This window comes from Streptomyces sp. HNM0575 (genome assembly GCF_012726265.1).
GTDB lineage: Bacteria > Actinomycetota > Actinomycetes > Streptomycetales > Streptomycetaceae > Streptomyces.
This window is the reverse complement of record NZ_JAASAG010000004.1, coordinates 533,911-553,888: the sequence shown is the minus strand read 5'-3', so window position 1 is coordinate 553,888 and position 19,978 is coordinate 533,911. Positions and strand designations below refer to the sequence as shown.

The 19,978-nt window shown below is 71.5% G+C and carries 17 protein-coding genes and 1 pseudogene; 17 read left to right on the top strand and 1 reads right to left on the bottom strand.

Annotated elements, in window-relative coordinates:
- Positions 1–343: 343 nt before the first annotated feature.
- The 7 genes and pseudogenes from aroC to nusB all read left to right on the top strand — a co-directional run bounded on the left by aroC (position 344) and on the right by nusB (position 6,882).
- Positions 344–1,528, top strand: coding sequence for a chorismate synthase (gene aroC / locus HCC61_RS13610; protein WP_169135641.1), 1,185 nt, complete (start codon positions 344–346; stop codon positions 1,526–1,528).
- A complete protein-coding gene (locus HCC61_RS13605) occupies positions 1,525–2,040 on the top strand; it encodes a shikimate kinase (protein ID WP_169135640.1) in 516 nt (171 codons plus the stop codon). Before aroC ends, HCC61_RS13605 begins: the two co-directional genes overlap by 4 nt.
- The gene (gene aroB, locus HCC61_RS13600) at positions 2,037–3,173 is read left to right on the top strand and encodes a 3-dehydroquinate synthase (protein WP_169135639.1); all 1,137 of its coding nucleotides are present in this window, start codon (positions 2,037–2,039) and stop codon (positions 3,171–3,173) included. The genes HCC61_RS13605 and aroB overlap by 4 nt, the downstream gene beginning before the upstream one ends.
- Positions 3,174–3,676: 503 nt before the next feature.
- Positions 3,677–4,468: pseudogene (locus HCC61_RS13595) on the top strand (AAA family ATPase); the annotation flags it as partial.
- Positions 4,469–4,684: 216 nt separating this feature from the next.
- A complete protein-coding gene (locus tag HCC61_RS13590) occupies positions 4,685–5,815 on the top strand; it encodes an aminopeptidase P family protein (RefSeq protein WP_169135637.1) in 1,131 nt (376 codons plus the stop codon).
- Between the two features lie 72 nt (positions 5,816–5,887).
- Complete coding sequence (gene efp, locus HCC61_RS13585; protein WP_169135636.1) at positions 5,888–6,454, top strand: elongation factor P; 567 nt, start codon at positions 5,888–5,890, stop codon at positions 6,452–6,454.
- A gap of 2 nt (positions 6,455–6,456) precedes the next feature.
- Complete coding sequence (gene nusB, locus HCC61_RS13580) at positions 6,457–6,882, top strand: transcription antitermination factor NusB (protein WP_169135635.1); 426 nt, start codon at positions 6,457–6,459, stop codon at positions 6,880–6,882.
- A gap of 387 nt (positions 6,883–7,269) precedes the next feature.
- Here nusB and bldD read toward each other — a convergent pair whose 3' ends face one another.
- Positions 7,270–7,770, bottom strand: coding sequence for a transcriptional regulator BldD (gene bldD, locus HCC61_RS13575; protein WP_028431622.1), 501 nt, complete (start codon positions 7,768–7,770; stop codon positions 7,270–7,272).
- Positions 7,771–8,020: 250 nt separating this feature from the next.
- Here bldD and pyrR point away from each other — a divergent pair, with 250 nt between their 5' ends.
- The 10 genes from pyrR (at position 8,021) to gmk (ending at position 19,941) form a co-directional block, all read left to right on the top strand.
- Complete coding sequence (pyrR, locus tag HCC61_RS13570; RefSeq protein ID WP_240968936.1) at positions 8,021–8,653, top strand: bifunctional pyr operon transcriptional regulator/uracil phosphoribosyltransferase PyrR; 633 nt, start codon at positions 8,021–8,023, stop codon at positions 8,651–8,653.
- 211 nt (positions 8,654–8,864) lie between these two features.
- Positions 8,865–9,872 carry an aspartate carbamoyltransferase catalytic subunit gene (locus tag HCC61_RS13565; RefSeq protein ID WP_169135634.1) on the top strand — a complete coding sequence of 336 codons (1,008 nt, stop codon included), beginning with the start codon at positions 8,865–8,867 and terminating at the stop codon, positions 9,870–9,872.
- Positions 9,873–9,874: 2 nt separating this feature from the next.
- Positions 9,875–11,182, top strand: coding sequence for a dihydroorotase (locus HCC61_RS13560; protein WP_169135633.1), 1,308 nt, complete (start codon positions 9,875–9,877; stop codon positions 11,180–11,182).
- Positions 11,179–11,799, top strand: coding sequence for a hypothetical protein (locus HCC61_RS13555; protein ID WP_169135632.1), 621 nt, complete (start codon positions 11,179–11,181; stop codon positions 11,797–11,799). Before HCC61_RS13560 ends, HCC61_RS13555 begins: the two co-directional genes overlap by 4 nt.
- Complete coding sequence (gene carA, locus HCC61_RS13550) at positions 11,799–12,983, top strand: glutamine-hydrolyzing carbamoyl-phosphate synthase small subunit (protein WP_169135631.1); 1,185 nt, start codon at positions 11,799–11,801, stop codon at positions 12,981–12,983. Before HCC61_RS13555 ends, carA begins: the two co-directional genes overlap by 1 nt.
- Positions 12,976–16,290: a carbamoyl-phosphate synthase large subunit gene (gene carB, locus HCC61_RS13545; protein WP_169135630.1), complete on the top strand. Its 3,315-nt coding sequence runs from the start codon at positions 12,976–12,978 to the stop codon at positions 16,288–16,290. Before carA ends, carB begins: the two co-directional genes overlap by 8 nt.
- A gap of 76 nt (positions 16,291–16,366) precedes the next feature.
- A complete protein-coding gene (locus tag HCC61_RS13540; RefSeq protein ID WP_169135629.1) occupies positions 16,367–17,533 on the top strand; it encodes a quinone-dependent dihydroorotate dehydrogenase in 1,167 nt (388 codons plus the stop codon).
- A complete protein-coding gene (gene pyrF / locus HCC61_RS13535; protein ID WP_169135628.1) occupies positions 17,530–18,480 on the top strand; it encodes an orotidine-5'-phosphate decarboxylase in 951 nt (316 codons plus the stop codon). The genes HCC61_RS13540 and pyrF overlap by 4 nt, the downstream gene beginning before the upstream one ends.
- A 459-nt stretch (positions 18,481–18,939) precedes the next feature.
- Positions 18,940–19,263, top strand: coding sequence for an integration host factor, actinobacterial type (mihF, locus tag HCC61_RS13530; protein ID WP_028431629.1), 324 nt, complete (start codon positions 18,940–18,942; stop codon positions 19,261–19,263).
- Positions 19,264–19,344: 81 nt separating this feature from the next.
- Positions 19,345–19,941, top strand: a complete 597-nt coding sequence (gmk, locus tag HCC61_RS13525) for a guanylate kinase (protein WP_169135627.1) — start codon at positions 19,345–19,347, stop codon at positions 19,939–19,941.
- Positions 19,942–19,978 lie beyond the last annotated feature (37 nt).

The following is a 19,978-nucleotide window of genomic DNA, read 5'->3' as shown; positions in this document are numbered from 1 at the left end:
TCGCTCCCGCAGGGCATCGAGGGCAGCACCGGCTTCGGTATCCCGGGGGTGCCCGGCGTTCCGGGCGGCATCCCCGTCGGCTATCCGGCCGGGCTCCTTTCCCGGACCCGCCCACCGGGCTCCTTCTCACGGGTCCGTCCACCGCGCCCCGTATTCGGCCCCCCCGGCTTCAGGCTTCCCGCTTCGCTCTCCCGTCCCGCGGTCGCGCGCCGTCCCGGTCGGTGGACCGCGGCAGGTCTCCGCCCGCGCGCGTGGGAAGATCGGGGGCAGACCGACAGGTCCGGCAGGACGACCGCACAGGCGCCCGGCGCGCAGCGCCGAGGCGCGAGACCGAGGAGCACCGTTGAGCAGGTTGCGCTGGCTTACCGCGGGGGAGTCGCACGGCCCCGCACTGGTGGCGACGCTGGAGGGGCTGCCCGCCGGTGTCCCGGTCACCACGGACATGGTGGCCGACGCGCTGGCACGGCGCCGGCTCGGCTACGGGCGCGGGGCGCGGATGAAGTTCGAGCGCGACGAGGTCACCTTCCTCGGGGGCGTACGGCACGGGCTCACGCTCGGCTCGCCCGTGGCGATCATGGTGGGCAACACGGAGTGGCCCAAGTGGGAGCAGGTGATGGCCGCCGACCCGGTCGATCCGGAGGTGCTGGCGGGCCTGGCCCGGAACGCTCCGCTGACCCGGCCGCGCCCCGGCCACGCCGATCTCGCGGGCATGCAGAAGTACGGCTTCGACGAGGCGCGTCCCGTGCTGGAGAGGGCGTCGGCACGGGAGACGGCGGCCCGTGTGGCGCTCGGCACCGTCGCACGCTCGTACCTCAGGGAGACCGCCGGAATCGAGATCGTCTCGCACGTGGTCGAACTCGGCGCCGCCAAGGCCCCGTACGGCCTCGTCCCCGAGCCGGGCGACGTGGAGCGGCTGGACGAGGACCTCGTGCGCTGCCTCGACGCCGACGCGAGCAAGGCGATGGTCGCGGAGATCGACCAGGCGCACCAGGACGGCGACACCCTCGGCGGCGTGGTCGAGGTGGCCGCGCACGGCGTGCCGGTGGGGCTGGGGTCGCACGTCCACTGGGACCGGCGGCTGGACGCCCGCCTGGCCGGTGCCCTCATGGGAATCCAGGCCATCAAGGGCGTGGAGCTGGGCGACGGCTTCGACCTGGCGCGCGTGCCCGGGTCCAAGGCGCACGACGAGATCGTCGCCACGGACGAGGGGATCCGACGCAGCTCCGGCCGCTCCGGCGGCACCGAGGGCGGGCTGTCCACGGGTGAACTCCTGCGCGTACGGGCCGCGATGAAGCCGATCGCGACCGTGCCGCGTGCCCTGGCCACCGTCGACGTGCAGACCGGCGAGGAGACCCGCGCGCACCACCAGCGCTCGGACGTGTGCGCCGTACCGGCCGCCGGAATCGTCGCCGAGGCGATGGTGGCGCTCGTGCTGGCGGACGCCGTGGCCGAGAAGTTCGGCGGCGACAGCGTGCCCGAGACCCGGCGCAACGTCAGCGGCTACCTCGACGGCCTGGAGATCAAATGACCGCGCCCGCCGTCGTACTCGTGGGCCCGATGGGCGTGGGGAAGACCACCGTCGGCGAGATCCTCGCCGAGCGGCTGGGCACCGTCTGCCGGGACACCGACCAGGACGTCGTCGAGACCGCGGGCAAGCCCATCTCCGAGATCTTCCTCGACGAGGGGGAGCCGCACTTCCGCGAGCTGGAACGCGAAGCCGTGCGTACGGCGCTGGCCGAGCACACCGGAGTGCTGGCGCTCGGCGGCGGAGCCGTGCTCGCGCCGGAGACCCGGCAGCTGCTCGCCGGGGCGCCCGTGGTCTTCCTCGACATGGACGTGGCGGAGGCCGTCAAGCGGGTCGGCCTCGACGCGCCCAGGCCGCTGCTGATGATGAATCCGCGCAAGCAGTGGCGCGAGCTGATGGACGCACGCCGCCCCCTCTACACCGAGGTGGCCAGGGCGGTCGTCAGCACCGAGAACCGCACGCCCGACGAGGTCGCCGGCGAGATCCTCGACGTTCTGGAGCTGAAGCAGAAATGACCAGCGAGACCCCCTCTCCTCAGGCTTCGCACGGCGGGGGCACCGACGTCCCCACCCGCATCACGGTCGGCGGCACGGGAGACGGCACCCAGCCCTACGACGTTCTCGTCGGCCGCCGGCTGCTGGGCGAACTGGCCGGGCCGATCGGCACCGCCGCCAAGCGCGTCGCCGTGCTCCATCCCGAGGCGCTCACCGAGACCGGCGAGGTGCTCCGCGAGGACCTGGCCGACCAGGGCTACGAGGCCATCGCCGTACAGCTGCCGAACGCCGAGGAGTCCAAGACCGCCGAGGTGGCCGCGTACTGCTGGAAGGCGCTGGGCCAGAGCGGCTTCACCCGCAGCGACGTGATCGTGGGCGTCGGTGGGGGAGCGACCACGGACGTGGCCGGTTTCGTCGCCGCGACCTGGCTGCGGGGCGTGCGCTGGATCGCCGTGCCGACGACGGTGCTCGGCATGGTGGACGCCGCCGTCGGCGGCAAGACCGGCATCAACACGGCCGAGGGCAAGAACCTGGTGGGCGCCTTCCACCCGCCCGCCGGGGTGCTGTGCGACCTGGCGGCGCTGGAGTCGCTGGGCGTCCACGACTACGTCGGCGGTCTCGCCGAGATCATCAAGGCGGGCTTCATCGCGGACCCGGTGATCCTCGATCTGATCGAGGGCGACCCGGAGGCGGCCCGCGGCCCCGGCGGCCCGCACACCGCGGAGCTGATCGAGCGCTCCATCAGGGTCAAGGCGGAGGTCGTCTCCGCGGACCTGAAGGAGTCGGGGCTGCGGGAGATCCTCAACTACGGGCACACGCTTGCCCATGCCATCGAGAAGAACGAGCGCTACGAATGGCGGCACGGCGCCGCCGTCTCCGTCGGCATGGTCTTCGCGGCCGAACTGGGCCGCATCGCCGGGCGGTTGGACGACGCCACGGCCGAACGGCACCGGGCCGTACTGGAGTCGGTGGGGCTGCCGGTCACCTACCGCGGTGATCAGTGGCCGAAGCTGCTGGAGACGATGCGCGTCGACAAGAAGTCCCGCGGCGACCTGCTGCGCTTCATCGTCCTCGACGGCCTGGCGAAGCCCTCCGTGCTGGAGGGGCCCGACCCGGCGATGCTGCTCGCGGCCCACGCGGAGATCGCCGCGTAGACGCGGGAGGGGCTAAGCCGCCGGGGCGGACGGAGCGGACGCGGGGAGACCGGCGCAGTTGCGGTCCGCGGTGAAGTCGCGGTCCGCGCGGGGCCGCCGGGCACTCGTGGCGCTGCTCCGCCGTTCAACAGGAACGACCAGGACGGTACCTTCCGGTACTGTCACACAATCATGGCGTTGCGGGGGCAGCGTCGGCAGACGCGAGCGGAGTTGGGGAGCGGATGCAGCAGTACGGGGCGCCACAGCCCGTCCCATCTCAAGGCTCCGAACAAGGCTCCCCCCAAGGCCCCGTACCGGACCGGCAGCAGGACGCGGACTACCCGCCCCGGCACAACGGACAGGAGCCGCCGCCGCACGCACCCGCCCGGCCACCGCAGCCGCAGCCGCAGCCGGCCTGGCAGAGCGGTGCACCGCAGCAGGCGCAGCACACGGGACAGCCGCCGGGCGGCGGCCCCAACGCGCATCCGCCCGCACCGTCGCCCGTCCCGGCCCAGCCGCAGGTCCCGCCCCAGCCGCAGGCACCGGCCCCGCCCCCGGCTCCCGCTCAGCCCCAGGCACCCGCGCCCCCGCCCGTGCCCACCGCGCCCCCGCAGCAGCCAGGCACCGCCCCGGTACAGGGATATCCGGGCGACGGCGACGTCCATCCCACCGAGTCGACCGGTCATCTCCAGCTCTCCCGCGGCGCCCCCGTCGAGATCCCCACCCTCGACGCGGACCCGGCACAGCTCGACGCGACCCGGGCGGCCGTGGCCGTACTGCTGATCGGCCCGGCCGGAGCGGGGAAGACCACGGTCGCCCGCTACTGGGCCGAACGGCGTGCCGTGCCCACCTCCCACATCAGCCTCGACGACGTACGCGAATGGGTACGCTCCGGCTTCGCCGACCCGCAGAGCGGCTGGAACGACCATTCCGAGGCCCAGTACCGGCTGGCCCGCCGCACCTGCGGATTCGCCGCGCGGAACTTCCTCGCCAACGGCATCTCCTGCATCCTCGACGACGCCGTCTTCCCGGACCGCCCCGTGGTCGGACTCGGCGGCTGGAAGCGCCATGTGGGGCCCGGCATGATCCCCGTCGTGCTGCTGCCCGGTCTGGAGGTCGTGCTGGAGCGCAACGCCGCGCGCAGCGGCAACCGCCGCCTCAGCGACGAGGAGGTCGCCCAGATCCACGGACGCATGGCCGGCTGGTACGGCTCGGGCCTGCCCATCATCGACAACTCCCGTCAGGACGTCGCCACCACCGCACGGATGCTCGACGACGTGGTGGCCCGCAGCCTCGCAAGCCCCCCACGCTGGTGAGCACAGGGCAGCCCCGGCTCCGGCGTCGGCACGGGCCCCGGTGGCGGCGCGCGTCCACCGCCCGGCAGAAGCCCGCCGCCTCGTACGAGTCCGCCCCGTACGAAGCCGCCGCCCGGCGCGAGTACGTGCCCCGGCTCCGGCCGCGGACCCGGCCCGGTCGCCCGCACGGCCCCGTACGGACTGCCGTGCCGCCGCGCTCTCCGTAGGCTCGGAAACATGTCCGAAGTCCATGTGGCCCGCCGCGCGCTGCTACGTGAGCGCTGCGCCGCCGCCGTGACCAAGGACGGTCCTCCCGACGCGGTGCTGGTCACCCGGCCCGCCAACATCCGCTATCTCACCGGCAGTCCGGTGAGCGGCGCCGCCCTGCTGATCGGCCCCGGCGGCGTCGACACCCTGCTCGGCCCGGCCTCCGCCGACAGCGCCCACCAGCACGACGCCGGCCGCAGCGACGACGAGTTGCGTACCGGCCGCCTCTCCAACCCCGAGGGCGACACCGCCGTCGCGGCCGCCGACCTGGCAGCCACCGCGGGTGCCCGCCTTCTCGCCGTCGAGGAGCACCACGTGACGGTGGCCCGCCACCGGGCCATGGCCTCGGTCGCCTCCGGGCTACGGCTGACGGGACTCGCCGCGCCCATCGAGGCACAGCGGGTCGTCAAGGACGACGAGGAGATCTCCGCCCTGCGGATCGCCGCCGAGATCACCGACCATGCGCTCGGCGAACTGCTGGAGTCGATCCTCGTCGGACGCACCGAACGCCACCTGGCGCTGGAGCTGGAACGCAGGCTCATCGACCACGGCGCGGAGGGCTCCGCCTTCCCCACGTGCGTGGCCACCGGCCGCAACTCCGGTCTCGCCGAACACCGTCCGACCGACCGGCGCGTGGAGGAGGGCGACTTCCTCTCCGTACGGCTCGGCGCCCAATACCACGGCTACCGCTGCCAGATCGGCCGTACGTTCGTGATCGGGACGGCTCCGGAGGACTGGCAGGTGGAGCTCTACGACCTCGTCTTCGCCGCCCAGCGGGCCGGACGGGAGGCCCTCACACCAGGTATGGCGTGCAGCGACGTCGACCGCGCCACACGCCAGGTGCTCAGGGGCGCCGGGCACGCGGAGGCGCTGGGTTCCTCGACGGGCCACGGGGTGGGACTTGAAATCGGTGAGGACCCTCGGCTGTCACCTGGGGCCATGGGTAAACTGGACGCTTGTGTGCCGGTCACCATCGAGCCCGGGGTCCACCTTCCGGGCCAGGGCGGTGTCCGGATCGATGACACTCTCGTCGTCCGCCCCGCGGCGGACGGCGGACCCGAGCTACTCACCATCACGACCAAAGAGCTGCTCGCTCTCTAGCTCCTGACGGGGCGACGGAGATCGGGCCGCCCTCTGGTCTCCGCAGCAGCAGTCTCAGGAGATTCCGCAACCGTGGCATCCACGAACGACCTCAAGAACGGCATGGTGCTCAAGCTCGAAGGCGGCCAGCTCTGGTCCGTCGTCGAGTTCCAGCACGTCAAGCCAGGCAAGGGACCGGCCTTCGTCCGTACGAAGCTGAAGAACGTCATGTCCGGCAAGACCGTCGACAAGACGTTCAACGCGGGCACCAAGGTCGATACGGCCACCGTGGACCGACGCGGGATGCAGTTCTCGTACAAGGACGGCGAGTACTTCGTCTTCATGGACATGGAGACCTACGACCAGATCCACATCACGCCCGAGATCGTCAGCGACACCGCCAACTATCTGGTCGAGGGCTTCGAGGCGACGGTCGCCATGTACCAGGGCGAGGCGCTCTTCGTCGAACTGCCCGCCGCCGTCGAGCTGGTCATCGAGCACACCGAGCCCGGCGTGCAGGGCGACCGTTCCACCGGCGGCTCCAAGCCCGCGCGCCTGGAGACCGGTTACGAGGTCGGCGTCCCGCTGTTCATCACCACGGGCGAGAAGATCAAGGTCGACACGAGGACCGGCGAGTACCTGAGCCGGGTGAACGGCTAACCGTGGCAGCCCGTAACAAGGCCCGGAAACGCGCCTTCCAGATCATCTTCGAAGCGGACCAGCGGGACAGCACCCCGGTGGCCGTCATGCAGGACTGGATCCGGCACGCCGGGACCGACGAGCGGCAGCCGCCCGTCAGCGAGTACACGATGCAGCTCATCGAGGGCTACGCCGAGAACGCCGAGCGCATCGACGAACTGATCTCCACCTACTCGGTCGGCTGGACCCTGGACCGGATGCCCGTGGTGGACCGCTGCATCCTGCGGCTGGCGGCCTACGAGCTGATCTGGTCGGAAGACGTACCGGAAGCGGTCGTCATAGACGAGGCGCTGGACATCGCGCGTGAGTTCTCGACGGACGAGTCACCGCCGTTCATCAACGGCCTCCTCGGACGGCTGAAGGACCTCAAGCCGACTCTGCGCCGCTGAAAGGGGCCGCTTCTGCGGCCCCTTTCCCGTTCCTCCGGGCCCCGCGCGCTCTTCCCGGTCTCTTGATCTCCGTGGCGGCGGGATGCCGGAGGAGCCGGGGGACCGTGCGGGAGCGCCGGGCCGCCCGATATGCGGCGGCCGAAAAAGTGCGGAGCCGTTGGCCCGATCGTATGAACGGGCTTTCCTGGTAAGCCCGTTGGTCACTGTCCGTCGCGAACTGCTCACGTTCGATTCAGTGCCGTTTCGCAGCCTGTCATCGAAGCAGCCGCTATCGCGCTCACCGGCAGGGGCCCGCTCTTCGGCACAAGACGCCGCCGCCGGCGCTCCCTGCACGGGAGCGCCGGCGGCGGCGTAAGTACGGCGGTGGCGGGAGCGGCCGTCAGGCCGTCACGCGTCCTCGTGGGCGACGGCGCGGCGTGCGTCCGCGTCCAGGACGCCCCAGCTGATCAGCTGCTCGGTCAGCACGGAGGGGGACTGGTCGTAGATGACGGCGAGCGTGCGCAGGTCGTCCTGACGGATGGAGAGGACCTTGCCGTTGTAGTCGCCGCGCTGGGACTGGATGGTGGCGGCATAACGCTGGAGTGGGCCCGCCTTCTCGGCCGGGACATGGGCCAGGCGCTCCAGGTCGAGCACGAGCTTCGGCGGCGGCTCGGCGGCGCCGCCGGGGGTGGTGCCCGGCAGCAGCTCCTGGACAGGAACGCCGTAGAAGTCGGCCAGCTCGGCGAGGCGCTGAACGGTGACGGCACGGTCCCCGCGCTCGTAGGAACCGACCACGACCGCCTTCCAGCGGCCCTGGGACTTCTCCTCGACCCCGTGGAGTGAGAGCCCCTGCTGGGTGCGGATGGCACGGAGCTTCGCTCCGAGCTGCTTGGCGTATTCGCTGGACATATCGCTCCCCGCGGACGAGAAAGTGGTAACTCACTGTGAGGTTACGCAGCGTAATGTCTGGCGTCAAGCCGAACGCCGATCAGCTTTGCGAGGTGGAGCGGAATTTGAACCTCCGGCTTGCGCCCGAACAGTTCTCCGAGTAGATCCGGCCCCCGGACGGTCCTTTCAGGACCCCCTGGTACCGTTGCGCAGACAGCTCAGACGTCCTTTAAGGCCCGTCCCGTGAGGCGGGGAAGGAGGTCCTTTCCGTATGGACACAGGCATGTCTGCCGGCGACGGCAGCAAGGGAACCACCACCGGCCGGCCCGTACTAGAGGCGCCGGACATCGCGCGGGTTCTCACGCGCATCGCCCACGAGATCGTCGAACGCGCCAAGGGCGCCGACGACGTGGTGCTTCTCGGCATCCCCACCCGCGGCGTCTTCCTCGCACGGCGCCTGGCGGACAAGCTCGCGGACATCACCGGCAGGCCGGTTCCGCACGGGGCGCTCGACATCACGATGTACCGGGACGACCTGCGGCTCGGCCCCGCCCGGGCGCTGGCGCACACCGACATCCCGGCCGACGGCGTCGACGGACGTCTGGTCGTTCTCGTCGACGACGTCCTCTTCTCCGGCCGCACCATCCGTGCCGCCCTGGACGCCCTCGGCGACATCGGCCGTCCCAGGGCCGTGCAGCTCGCCGTGCTCGTCGACCGCGGACACCGCGAACTCCCCATCCGCGCCGACTACGTCGGGAAGAACCTGCCGACCTCGCTGCGCGAGACCGTCAGGGTCCAGCTCACCGAGGAGGACGGGCGCGACGTGGTGCTGCTCGGCGCCGCCTCCGGGGACGACCGGCAGCACGCCGGCGGACGGCAGGCCCCGCAGCACGCGGAGCCCTAGACCGTACGAGGGGTTCCGGATCCATCGGTGTCCCGTGGGGCCGAAAGGGCTGCACGGCGGGTTTCTCCGCAGGCACCGGCCCGGTCCGGCTGCCCCGCGCCGCCCCGCGACCCGGTGCCCGCCCTGCTCCCGCAGCGCGCGCCGCCCCGCCGCAAGAAGCACCGCCCTGCCCCGCCACGTACCCGGACGACCGACCCACGGAAGGGACCAGATGAAGCGTCACCTCATCTCGGCCGCCGATCTCACCCGCGACGACGCCGTACTCGTACTCGACACCGCCGAGGAGATGGCACGCGTCGCGGACCGGCCGATCAAGAAGCTGCCGACCCTGCGCGGCCGCACCGTCGTCAATCTCTTCTTCGAGGACTCGACGCGCACCCGGATCTCCTTCGAGGCCGCCGCCAAGCGGCTCTCCGCGGACGTCATCAACTTCTCCGCCAAGGGCTCTTCCGTCTCCAAGGGCGAGTCGCTCAAGGACACCGCGCTCACCCTGGAGGCAATGGGCGCCGACGCGGTCGTCATCCGGCACCCCGGGTCCGGGGCGCCGCACCGCCTCGCGACCTCGGGGTGGATCGGCGGCTCGGTCGTCAACGCCGGGGACGGCACCCACGAGCACCCCACGCAGGCGCTCCTGGACGCCTTCACCATGCGGCGGCGCCTCGCGGGCGGCGAGGGCGATCTGGCGGGGCGGCGGATCACGATCGTCGGGGACGTGCTGCACAGCCGCGTCGCCCGTTCCAACGTCCATCTGCTCAGCACGCTCGGCGCCGAGGTGACGCTCGTGGCACCGCCCACGCTGGTGCCGGTCGGTGTGGGCAGCTGGCCGTGCGAGGTCAGCTACGAACTCGACTCCGTCATCCCCAAGTCCGACGCGGTGATGATGCTGCGGGTGCAGCGGGAGCGCATGAACGCGGCGTTCTTCCCGACCGAGCGCGAGTACGCACGCCGTTACGGGCTCGACGGGCAGCGCATGGCGCGGATGCCCGAGCACGCCGTCGTGATGCACCCGGGCCCCATGAACCGCGGCATGGAGATCACCGCGGAGGTCGCCGACTCGCCCCGCTGCACCGCCGTCGAGCAGGTCAAGAACGGCGTCAGCATCCGTATGGCAGTGCTCTATCTGCTGCTGGGCGGCGCCGAGCCCGCCGTCTCCGGCTCCCCCTCCGCCCACACGGAAGCCGCCAGTACGGAAGCCGCACGCACCGAGGAGAACGACTGACCATGGCAGTGACGAACAGCACCACCGGCAGGACGCTCATCCGCGGTGCGCGCGTACTGGGCGGCGAGCCCCAGGACGTACTGATCGACGGGGCGAGGATCGCCGGGACCGGCAGCGGACTCGACGACGCCGGAGCGGACGTGATCGACGCCGCGGGCCGGATCCTGCTGCCCGGCCTCGTCGACCTGCACACGCATCTGCGCGAGCCGGGACGTGAGGACTCCGAGACCGTCCTCACCGGCACCATGGCCGCCGCCAGGGGCGGCTTCACCGCCGTGCACGCCATGGCCAACACCTTCCCGGTCGCCGACACCGCGGGGGTCGTCGAGCAGGTGTGGCGGCTGGGCCGGGAGTCCGGCTACTGCGACGTGCAGCCGGTGGGCGCCGTCACCGTCGGTCTGGAAGGCAAGCAGCTCGCCGAACTGGGCGCCATGCACGACTCCGCGGCAGGGGTGCGGGTCTTCTCCGACGACGGCAAGTGCGTCGACGACGCGGTGATCATGCGTCGGGCGCTGGAGTACGTGAAGGCCTTCGACGGAGTCGTCGCCCAGCACGCCCAGGAGCCCCGCCTGACCGAGAGCGCCCAGATGAACGAGGGCACGGTCTCGGCCGAACTCGGCCTCGGCGGCTGGCCCGCCGTCGCCGAGGAGTCCGTCATCGCCCGCGACGTGCTGCTCGCCGCCCACGTCGGCTCCCGGGTGCACATCTGCCACCTCTCGACCGCGGGCTCCGTCGAGCTGGTCCGCTGGGCCAAGTCGAAGGGCTGGAACGTCACCGCGGAGGTCACCCCGCACCATCTGCTGCTCACCGACGAGCTCGTGCGCTCCTACGACCCGGTCTACAAGGTGAACCCGCCGCTGCGTACCGAGGCGGACGTGCAGGCCCTGCGCGGGGCGCTCGCCGACGGCACCATCGACTGCGTCGCCACGGACCACGCGCCGCACCCGCACGAGGACAAGGACTGCGAGTGGGGCGCCGCAGCCATGGGGATGGTCGGCCTGGAGACCGCGCTGCCGGTGCTCCAGCACACGATGGTCGAGACCGGGCTGCTGGACTGGGCGGGCATCGCCGAGCGGATGTCGTACCGTCCCGCCGCCATCGGCAGGCTGCACGGCCAGGGCCGTCCCGTCGCCGCAGGTGAGCCCGCGAATCTGCTGCTCGTGGACCCGGACTACCGTGGGACGGTGGACCCCGCGGGCTTCGCCTCCCGCAGCCGCAACACCCCGTACGAGGGCCGTGAACTGCCGGGACGCGTCACGCACACCTGGCTGCGGGGACGGCCGACACTCATCGACGGGAAACTGGCGTGATCGCACAACCTCTCTCTCCCCTGGCCACGGCGCTGGCGGAAGAGCCCAAGTCCGCCGAGGTCACCGACTGGGCGGCCCGCATCGGCTGGGTCGTCGGGCTGCTGCTCTTCGTCGCGCTGCTGTACTGGCTGATGCGGCAGGGCTGGAAATGGCGCGGCACCCTCCAGGGCGACCTGCCGGCACCGCCGCAGGCGCCGCCGGAGGAGAGCGGCGAGCCCCTGCTGTATGCCTCGGGGCGCTACCACGGCTCCACCTCGGCCGGGCAGTGGCTGGACCGGATCGTCGCGCACGGCCTGGGCACGCGCAGCCGCGCGGAGCTGACCCTGACCGGGGCCGGCGTCCATGTCGTACGGCCAGGGGCGCGGGACTTCTTCGTCCCAGCTGCTCAACTGCGCGGCGCCCGGCTCGACAAGGGCATCGCAGGCAAGGTCCTCACCGAGGGCGGCCTGCTGGTGATCACCTGGCAGCTCGGCGACCGCATGCTCGACTCCGGCTTCCGCTTCGACCGCGCCGCCGGGCACGCGGCCTGGGCGGAGCGCATCGGCGAGATCGCATCCGGTGACGGCGGCGTCGCCGTGCCGCACCACCCCGCAGTAACCCCTGAGAGGGACACATGATGACGAGCAACGACCGGCCGGGCGCCGGGAGTCCGGCCGCATCGGCCGTACTCGTGCTGGAGGACGGCCGCAGCTTCCGGGGGAGCGCGTACGGCGCGGTGGGCGAGACCTTCGGGGAAGCCGTCTTCAACACCGGGATGACGGGATACCAGGAGACCCTCACCGACCCCTCCTACCACCGCCAGGTCGTCGTGATGACCGCCCCGCACATCGGCAACACCGGCGTCAACGACGAGGATCCGGAGTCCGGCCGCATCTGGGTCGCCGGATATGTCGTACGCGACCCGGCGCGCAAGCCCTCCAACTGGCGTTCCGTACGCACCCTCGACGAGGAGCTGGCGGCGCAGGGAGTCGTCGGCATCAGCGGCGTCGACACCCGCGCGCTCACCCGGCATCTGCGGGAGCGGGGCGCGATGCGGGCCGGGATCTTCTCGGGCGGCGCGGCCTCGGCGGACGCGGCGGCCCTGCTGGAGCGCGTGCGTTCCGCCCCGGCGATGACGGGCGCGGACCTGTGCGGCGAAGTGGCCACGCGGGAGCCGTACGTGGTGCCCGCGCACGGGACGAAACGCTTCACCGTTGCCGCCGTCGACCTCGGCATCAAGGGCATGACGCCGCACCGCATGGCGGAGCGCGGCATAGAGGTGCACGTGCTGCCCGCGGACGCGACGGCCGAGGACGTCTACGCGGTCGCGCCGGACGGGGTGTTCTTCTCCAACGGTCCGGGCGACCCCGCGGCGGCGGAGGGCCCGGTGGCGCTGATGCGTGCGGTGCTGGAGCGCGGTACGCCGCTGTTCGGCATCTGCTTCGGCAACCAGATCCTCGGACGGGCGCTGGGCTTCGGCACGTTCAAGCTCAAGTACGGCCACCGCGGCGTCAACCAGCCGGTGCAGGACCGAGTGACGGGCAAGGTCGAAGTCACCGCCCACAACCACGGGTTCGCGGTCGACGCCCCGCTGGGGGAGGTCACCGACACCTCGTACGGGCGCGCCGAGGTCTCCCACGTCTGCCTCAACGACGACGTGGTGGAGGGGCTGCGGCTGCTGGACCGGCCGGCCTTCAGCGTCCAGTACCACCCCGAGGCGGCGGCGGGACCGCACGACGCCGCCTACCTCTTCGACCGCTTCACCGAGCTCATGGACGAACAGCACAGCACCAAGGCGCACATGGAGGACCGGCGTGCCTAAGCGCACCGATATCGAGTCTGTTCTGGTGATCGGCTCGGGTCCGATCGTGATCGGGCAGGCGGCGGAGTTCGACTACTCCGGTACGCAGGCCTGCCGGGTGCTGAAGGCCGAGGGCCTGCGGGTGATCCTCGTCAACTCCAACCCGGCGACGATCATGACGGACCCGGAGATCGCGGACGCCACGTATGTCGAGCCGATCACGCCGGAGTTCGTGGAGAGGATCATCGCGAAGGAGCGGCCCGACGCGCTGCTGCCGACCCTCGGCGGGCAGACGGCGCTGAACACGGCGATCTCCCTGCACGAGTCCGGGACGCTTGCCGAGTACGGCGTGGAGCTGATCGGCGCGAACGTCGAGGCCATCAACAAGGGCGAGGACCGCGACCAGTTCAAGGATGTCGTCGAGGCCGTGCGCGCCCGCACGGGACACGGCGAGTCCGCCCGTTCGGTGATCTGCCACTCCATGGAGGAGGTGCTGGCCGGGGTCGACGGGCTCGGCGGCTACCCGGTCGTCGTACGGCCGTCGTTCACGATGGGCGGCGCGGGCTCCGGCTTCGCGCACGACGAGGAGGAGCTGCGGCGCATCGCCGGCCAGGGGCTCGCGCTGTCGCCGACGACCGAGGTGCTGCTGGAGGAGTCGATCCTGGGGTGGAAGGAGTACGAACTGGAGCTGATGCGCGACAAGAACGACAACGTCGTGGTCGTCTGCTCCATCGAGAACTTCGACCCGATGGGCGTGCACACCGGCGACTCCATCACCGTCGCGCCCGCGATGACCCTGACCGACCGCGAGTACCAGATCCTGCGGGACATCGGCATCGAAGTGATCCGCGAGGTCGGCGTGGACACGGGCGGCTGCAACATCCAGTTCGCCGTCGACCCGTCCGACGGGCGGGTCGTGGTGATCGAGATGAACCCGCGGGTCTCGCGCTCCTCCGCGCTCGCCTCGAAGGCCACGGGCTTCCCCATCGCGAAGATCGCGGCGAAGCTGGCCGTCGGCTACACGCTCGACGAGATCCCCAACGACATCACCGAGCAGACCCCGGCATCGTTCGAGCCGACGTTGGACTACGTGGTGGTCAAGGCCCCGCGGTTCGCCTTCGAGAAGTTCCCGGCCGCGGACGACACGCTGACCACCACCATGAAGTCCGTCGGCGAGGCGATGGCCATCGGACGCAACTTTCCCGAGGCGCTCAACAAGGCGCTGCGCTCGCTGGAGAAGAAGGACAGCCAGTTCGACTTCACCTCGCCGCCGGGGGAGAAGGGCGCGCTGCTGGAGAAGGCGGCACGGCCCACGGACGGGCGGATCAACACCGTCATGGAAGCGATCCGCGCCGGGGCGACGCAGGAGGAGGTCTTCGAGGCGACGAAGATCGACCCCTGGTTCACGGACCAGCTCTTCCTGATCCACGAGGTCGCCGAAGAGCTGGGCGCCGCACGGGAGTTGAGCCCGCCGCTGCTGGCCACGGCGAAACGGTACGGCTTCTCCGACGCGCAGATCGCCGACGTACGCTCCCTGCGTGAGGACGTCGTGCGGGAGGTCCGGCACGCGCTGGGAATCCGCCCCGTCTACAAGACGGTCGACACCTGCGCCGCCGAATTCGCCGCCCGTACGCCCTACTTCTACTCCTCCTACGACGAGGAGAGCGAGGTCGCGCCCCGCGAGAAGCCGGCCGTGGTCATCCTCGGCTCCGGGCCCAACCGCATCGGCCAGGGCATCGAGTTCGACTACTCGTGTGTGCACGCCTCCTTCGCCCTCGGCGCCGCCGGCTACGAGACCGTGATGGTCAACTGCAATCCGGAGACCGTCTCCACCGACTACGACACCTCCGACCGGCTCTACTTCGAGCCGCTCACCCTGGAGGACGTACTGGAGATCGTCCACGCCGAACAGGCCGCCGGACCCGTCGCCGGAGTGATCGTCCAGCTCGGCGGCCAGACCCCGCTCGGGCTGGCGCAGGCGCTGAAGGACGCGGGGGTGCCGATCGTGGGGACCCCGCCGGAAGCGATCAACCTCGCGGAGGAGCGCGGTGCGTTCGGCCGCGTACTGGAGGAGGCCGGGCTCCCCGCACCCAAGTACGGCACCGCCTACTCCTTCGACCAGGCCAAGACGATCGCCGCCGGCATCAACTACCCGGTGATGGTGCGCCCCTCCTATGTGCTGGGCGGACGCGGCATGGAGATCGTCTACGACGAGGAGTCCCTGGCCGCCTATCTGGAGCGGCACGCGGGCCTGATCTCCGAACACCCCGTCCTGATCGACCGCTTCCTCGACGACGCCATCGAGATCGATGTCGACGCCCTCTACGACGGCGGGGAGCTGTATCTCGGGGGCGTGATGGAGCACATCGAGGAGGCCGGCATCCACTCGGGCGACTCCGCGTGCGCCCTGCCGCCCATCACCCTCGGCGGCCACGACATCAAGCGGCTGCGGGCCTCGACGGAGGCCATCGCACGCGGCGTCGGTGTGCGCGGGCTGATCAACATCCAGTTCGCCATGGCCGGGGACGTCCTCTACGTGCTGGAGGCCAACCCTCGCGCCTCCCGCACCGTCCCCTTCACCTCGAAGGCCACGGCCGTGCCCCTGGCGAAGGCCGCCGCCCGCATCTCCCTGGGCGCGACCGTCGCCGAGCTGCGCGCCGAGGGGATGCTCCCGGCCACCGGCGACGGCGGGGACCTGCCGATGGAAGCGCCCATCTCCGTCAAGGAGGCAGTGCTCCCGTGGACCCGCTTCCGCGACGTCCAGGGCCGCGGCGTCGACACCGTGCTCGGCCCCGAGATGCGCTCCACCGGCGAAGTCATGGGCATCGACGCGGTGTTCGGCACCTCCTACGCCAAGTCCCAGGCCGCCGCGTACGGTGCGCTGCCCACGAAGGGGCGGGCCTTCGTCTCCGTCGCCAACCGCGACAAGCGCTCGCTGATCTTCCCCGCACGCGAACTGGCGGCCATGGGCTTCGAGTTGCTCGCCACCTCGGGCACCGCCGAGGTCCTCAAGCGCAACGGCATAAGCGCCACCGTCGTACGCAAGCACAGCCAGGGGCCCGGGCCGGACGGCGAACCCACCGTCGTCCAGCTCATCCACGACGGCCAGATCGACCTCATCGTCAACACCCCCTGGGGCACCGGCGGACGCCTCGACGGCTACGACATCCGCACCGCCGCCGTCGCCCGCGCCGTCCCCTGCCTCACCACCGTCCAGGCCCTCGCCGCAGCGGTGCAGGGCATCGAGGCGATGGCGCGCGGTGAGGTGGGGGTGCGCTCCCTCCAGGAGCACGCCGACCACCTCACCTCCGCGCGCGGGTCGGGCTGAACTGCCCGTCCCCGCCCGCTGGTTCGGACACCGACCCCGACTCCTCCGCCCGTACGCACCCGAAGGCCCGGCCCGCATGTACTCCCTGCTCTTCAAGACCGTGTTCGCGCGGATGGATCCCGAGAAGGCCCACCGGCTGGCCTTCGCGCTGATCCGTCTCGCCGCGTGCCTCCCGGTGGTGCGTGGGCTGATCGCCGCCCGATACGCCCCGCGCCGTGAAGAGCTTCGCGTACACGCGCTGGGACGCAGCATGCCGGGGCCCTTCGGGCTCGCCGCCGGGTTCGACAAGAACGCGGAGGGCATCGACGGCCTGTCGCTGCTCGGCTTCGACCATGTGGAGGTGGGCACGGTCACCGGGCAGGCGCAGCCCGGCAATCCGCGCAAGCGGCTCTTCCGTCTGCCGCCCGACCGCGCCCTGATCAACCGCATGGGCTTCAACAACGACGGTTCGGCCGCCGTCGCCGCCCGGCTCGCGGACCGTGGCCGTGCCCGTGGCCGTGCCCGCGGCCGCGGCAGTTCCGGCGGTTCCGGCGGATCCGCGGGAGCTGCGGCGGTAGTCGGCGTCAACATCGGCAAGACCAAGGCCGTACCGGAGGAGGACGCGGCCGCCGACTACGTCACCTCGGCACGGGCGCTCGCCGTCCACGCCGACTACCTCGTGGTCAACGTCTCCTCGCCCAACACCCCGGGCCTGCGGGCCCTCCAGGCCACCGAAGCGCTGCGTCCCCTGCTCGGCGCCGTCCGGGAGGCCGCCGACGAGGCCGTGCCGGACCGCCGCGTGCCGCTGCTCGTCAAGATCGCGCCCGACCTCGCGGACGAAGACGTGGACGCGGTCGCCGACCTCGCCGTCGAACTGGGCCTGGACGGCATCATCGCCACCAACACCACCATCGCCCGCGACGGGCTCGGCCTCAGCGGCGATCCGTCCGTCGTCGCCGAGACCGGCGGCCTCTCCGGCGCCCCGCTGCGCGAGCGCTCGCTGGAGGTACTGCGACGCCTGTACCTACGGGTGGGCGACCGGCTCACCCTCGTCGGCGTCGGCGGGATCACCACGGCCGAGGACGCATGGCAGCGCATCCTCGCCGGCGCCAGGCTCGTACAGGGCTACAGCGCCTTCGTCTACGAGGGCCCCGGCTGGGCGCGGAAGTTGCACGAAGGCCTGGCGGAGCGGCTGGCGGCAAGCCCGTACGCGACGCTCGCCGAAGCCGTCGGAGCCGGAAACAGGAAGGCCGAAGCCGCATGAGCCCCACGAATCCCAGCCCCACGAATCCGAGCGCCGACGGCGCGGGGAGCGCGGCCCCGCGAGCCGCCGGACGCGGCGGAGCCGAGCGCCGCGAACCGTTCGGCGCCCGGCTGCGCCGCGCCATGGACACCCGAGGCCCGCTCTGCGTCGGCATCGATCCGCACGCCGCGCTGCTCGCCGACTGGGACCTGGGCGACGACGTCGCCGGTCTCGAACGCTTCGCCAACACCGTGGTCGAGGCCCTCGCCGACCGGGTCGCCGTGCTCAAACCGCAGTCGGCCTTCTTCGAGCGCTTCGGCTCCCGCGGCGTCGCCGTACTGGAGCGTGCCGTGGCCGACGCGCGGGACGCCGGGGCGCTGGTACTGACGGACGCCAAGCGCGGCGACATCGGCTCGACCATGGCGGCCTACGCCGACGCCTTCCTCGACCCGGCCTCTCCGCTCTTCTCCGACGCCGTCACGGTCAGCCCGTACTTGGGCTTCGGCTCGCTGCGTCCCGCGCTCGACCGTGCGCGCGCGGCGGGCTGCGGGCTCTTCGTCCTCGCCCTGACCTCCAATCCGGAGGGCGCCGAGGTGCAGCACGCGGTACGGGAGGACGGCCGCAGCGTCGCCGCCACCGTGCTGGGGCACCTCGCCGAGGAGAACAGGGGCGAGACGCCGCTGGGTTCCTTCGGCGCGGTCGTGGGCGCCACCCTCGGCGCCGGGACGGGCGCGGAGCCCGACGGGCTCGGCATCAACGGCCCGCTGCTCGCCCCGGGCATCGGCGCTCAGGGCGCGACGGCCGCCGATCTCCCGGGAGTCTTCGGCAGCGCCGTCGGCAACGTGCTGCCGTCCGTCAGCAGGGGAGTGCTGCGGCACGGGCCGTCGCCGCGGGCTCTGCGCGAGGCGGCCGCCCGCGAGGCGGAGGAGCTGGCCGAAGTGCTCGCACACCACCCGGCCCGCCCGTAGGAGGATCAAGGGAACGACTTCGGGAACGACCGCGCGGACGAGGCCCCTTGAGACGCCCCCGGGAGCGCTCGCGCGGAACCGCTCCGGAGCCGCGGGCGCACACCGCTCCGAAGCCCCGGCGCACACCGGTCCGGAGCCCCTGACACCTCTTCACAACTACGCTTCGGACGCCGCCCCGTACCGCCGCCGTACCTGCGGTGATGCAGCGGTGAAACCCCGACGGCGGTGAAAAAACGCGCAGTTGGCCAAAAAACTGGTGCCTTTTGTCCGTGTATGTACCGATCGACTTGAGTCTGACCAGGACTTTTCCGCAGTTCTCGCTGACTCAGGCGCCGTCGCCCGCTAGTCTCCGTCGGGAGCAGCGTGAACAGGCGCGTTGCTCGCAGGCTCCGCTCATGCGGGGCCACGAGGTTCCTCACCGAATCCATTTCCGACAGTTCTAACTGAGGTGACGTAGGCGTGGCTCTTCCGCCCCTTACCCCTGAACAGCGCGCAGCCGCGCTCGAAAAGGCCGCCGCGGCTCGCCGGGAGCGCGCCGAGGTCAAGAACCGGCTGAAGCACTCCGGCGCGACCCTGCACGATGTGATCAAACAGGGCCAGGAGAACGACGTCATCGGCAAGATGAAGGTCAGCGCTCTTCTGGAAAGCCTGCCCGGCGTCGGCAAGGTCCGCGCCAAGCAGATCATGGAACGTCTGGGCATCTCCGAGAGCCGCCGCGTGCGCGGCCTCGGCTCGAACCAGATCGCCGCCCTGGAGCGGGAGTTCGGCGGCGCGTCCGCCTGACCCGTACCGCACGGCACCGTGGGCCGTCGGCCTGCGGTGCCGTGGTGGCAAGGCACCGCCGAAAACCGGGATAATCGCTGCATGAGTACAGCAGCGCCCCGGGGGGCCACCCCCGAACCTCCCGTCGGCACGCCGCGGCTGACCGTGCTCTCCGGCCCTTCGGGCGTCGGCAAGAGCACGGTCGTCGCGCATCTGCGCAAGGTCCATCCCGAGGTCTGGCTTTCCGTCTCCGCGACGACGCGCAAGCCGCGCCCCGGGGAGGTGCACGGCGTGCAGTATTTCTTCGTGGACGACGGGAAGTTCGACAAGCTGATCGCCAACGGCGAGCTGCTGGAGTGGGCGGAATTCGCCGGCAACCGCTACGGGACTCCGCGCGGCGCCGTACTGGAGCATCTGGATCGCGGCGAGCCGGTGCTGCTGGAGATCGACCTCCAGGGTGCCCGGCTGGTGAAGCAGGCGATGCCCTCCGCGCGGCTCGTCTTCCTCGCACCGCCCAGCTGGGAGGAGCTCGTGCGCCGCCTCACCGGCCGCGGTACGGAGGCGCCCGAGGTGATCGAGCGCCGTCTCGCGGTGGCCCGTACGGAGCTGGCGGCGGAGCAGGAGTTCGACACCACCCTTGTCAATACCTCCGTCGAAGACGTCAGCGCCGAGCTGCTAGCCTTGATGCGGATCGCTTGAATCTCGATCCTTTTCCGACCTTCACACACCCTCCGGA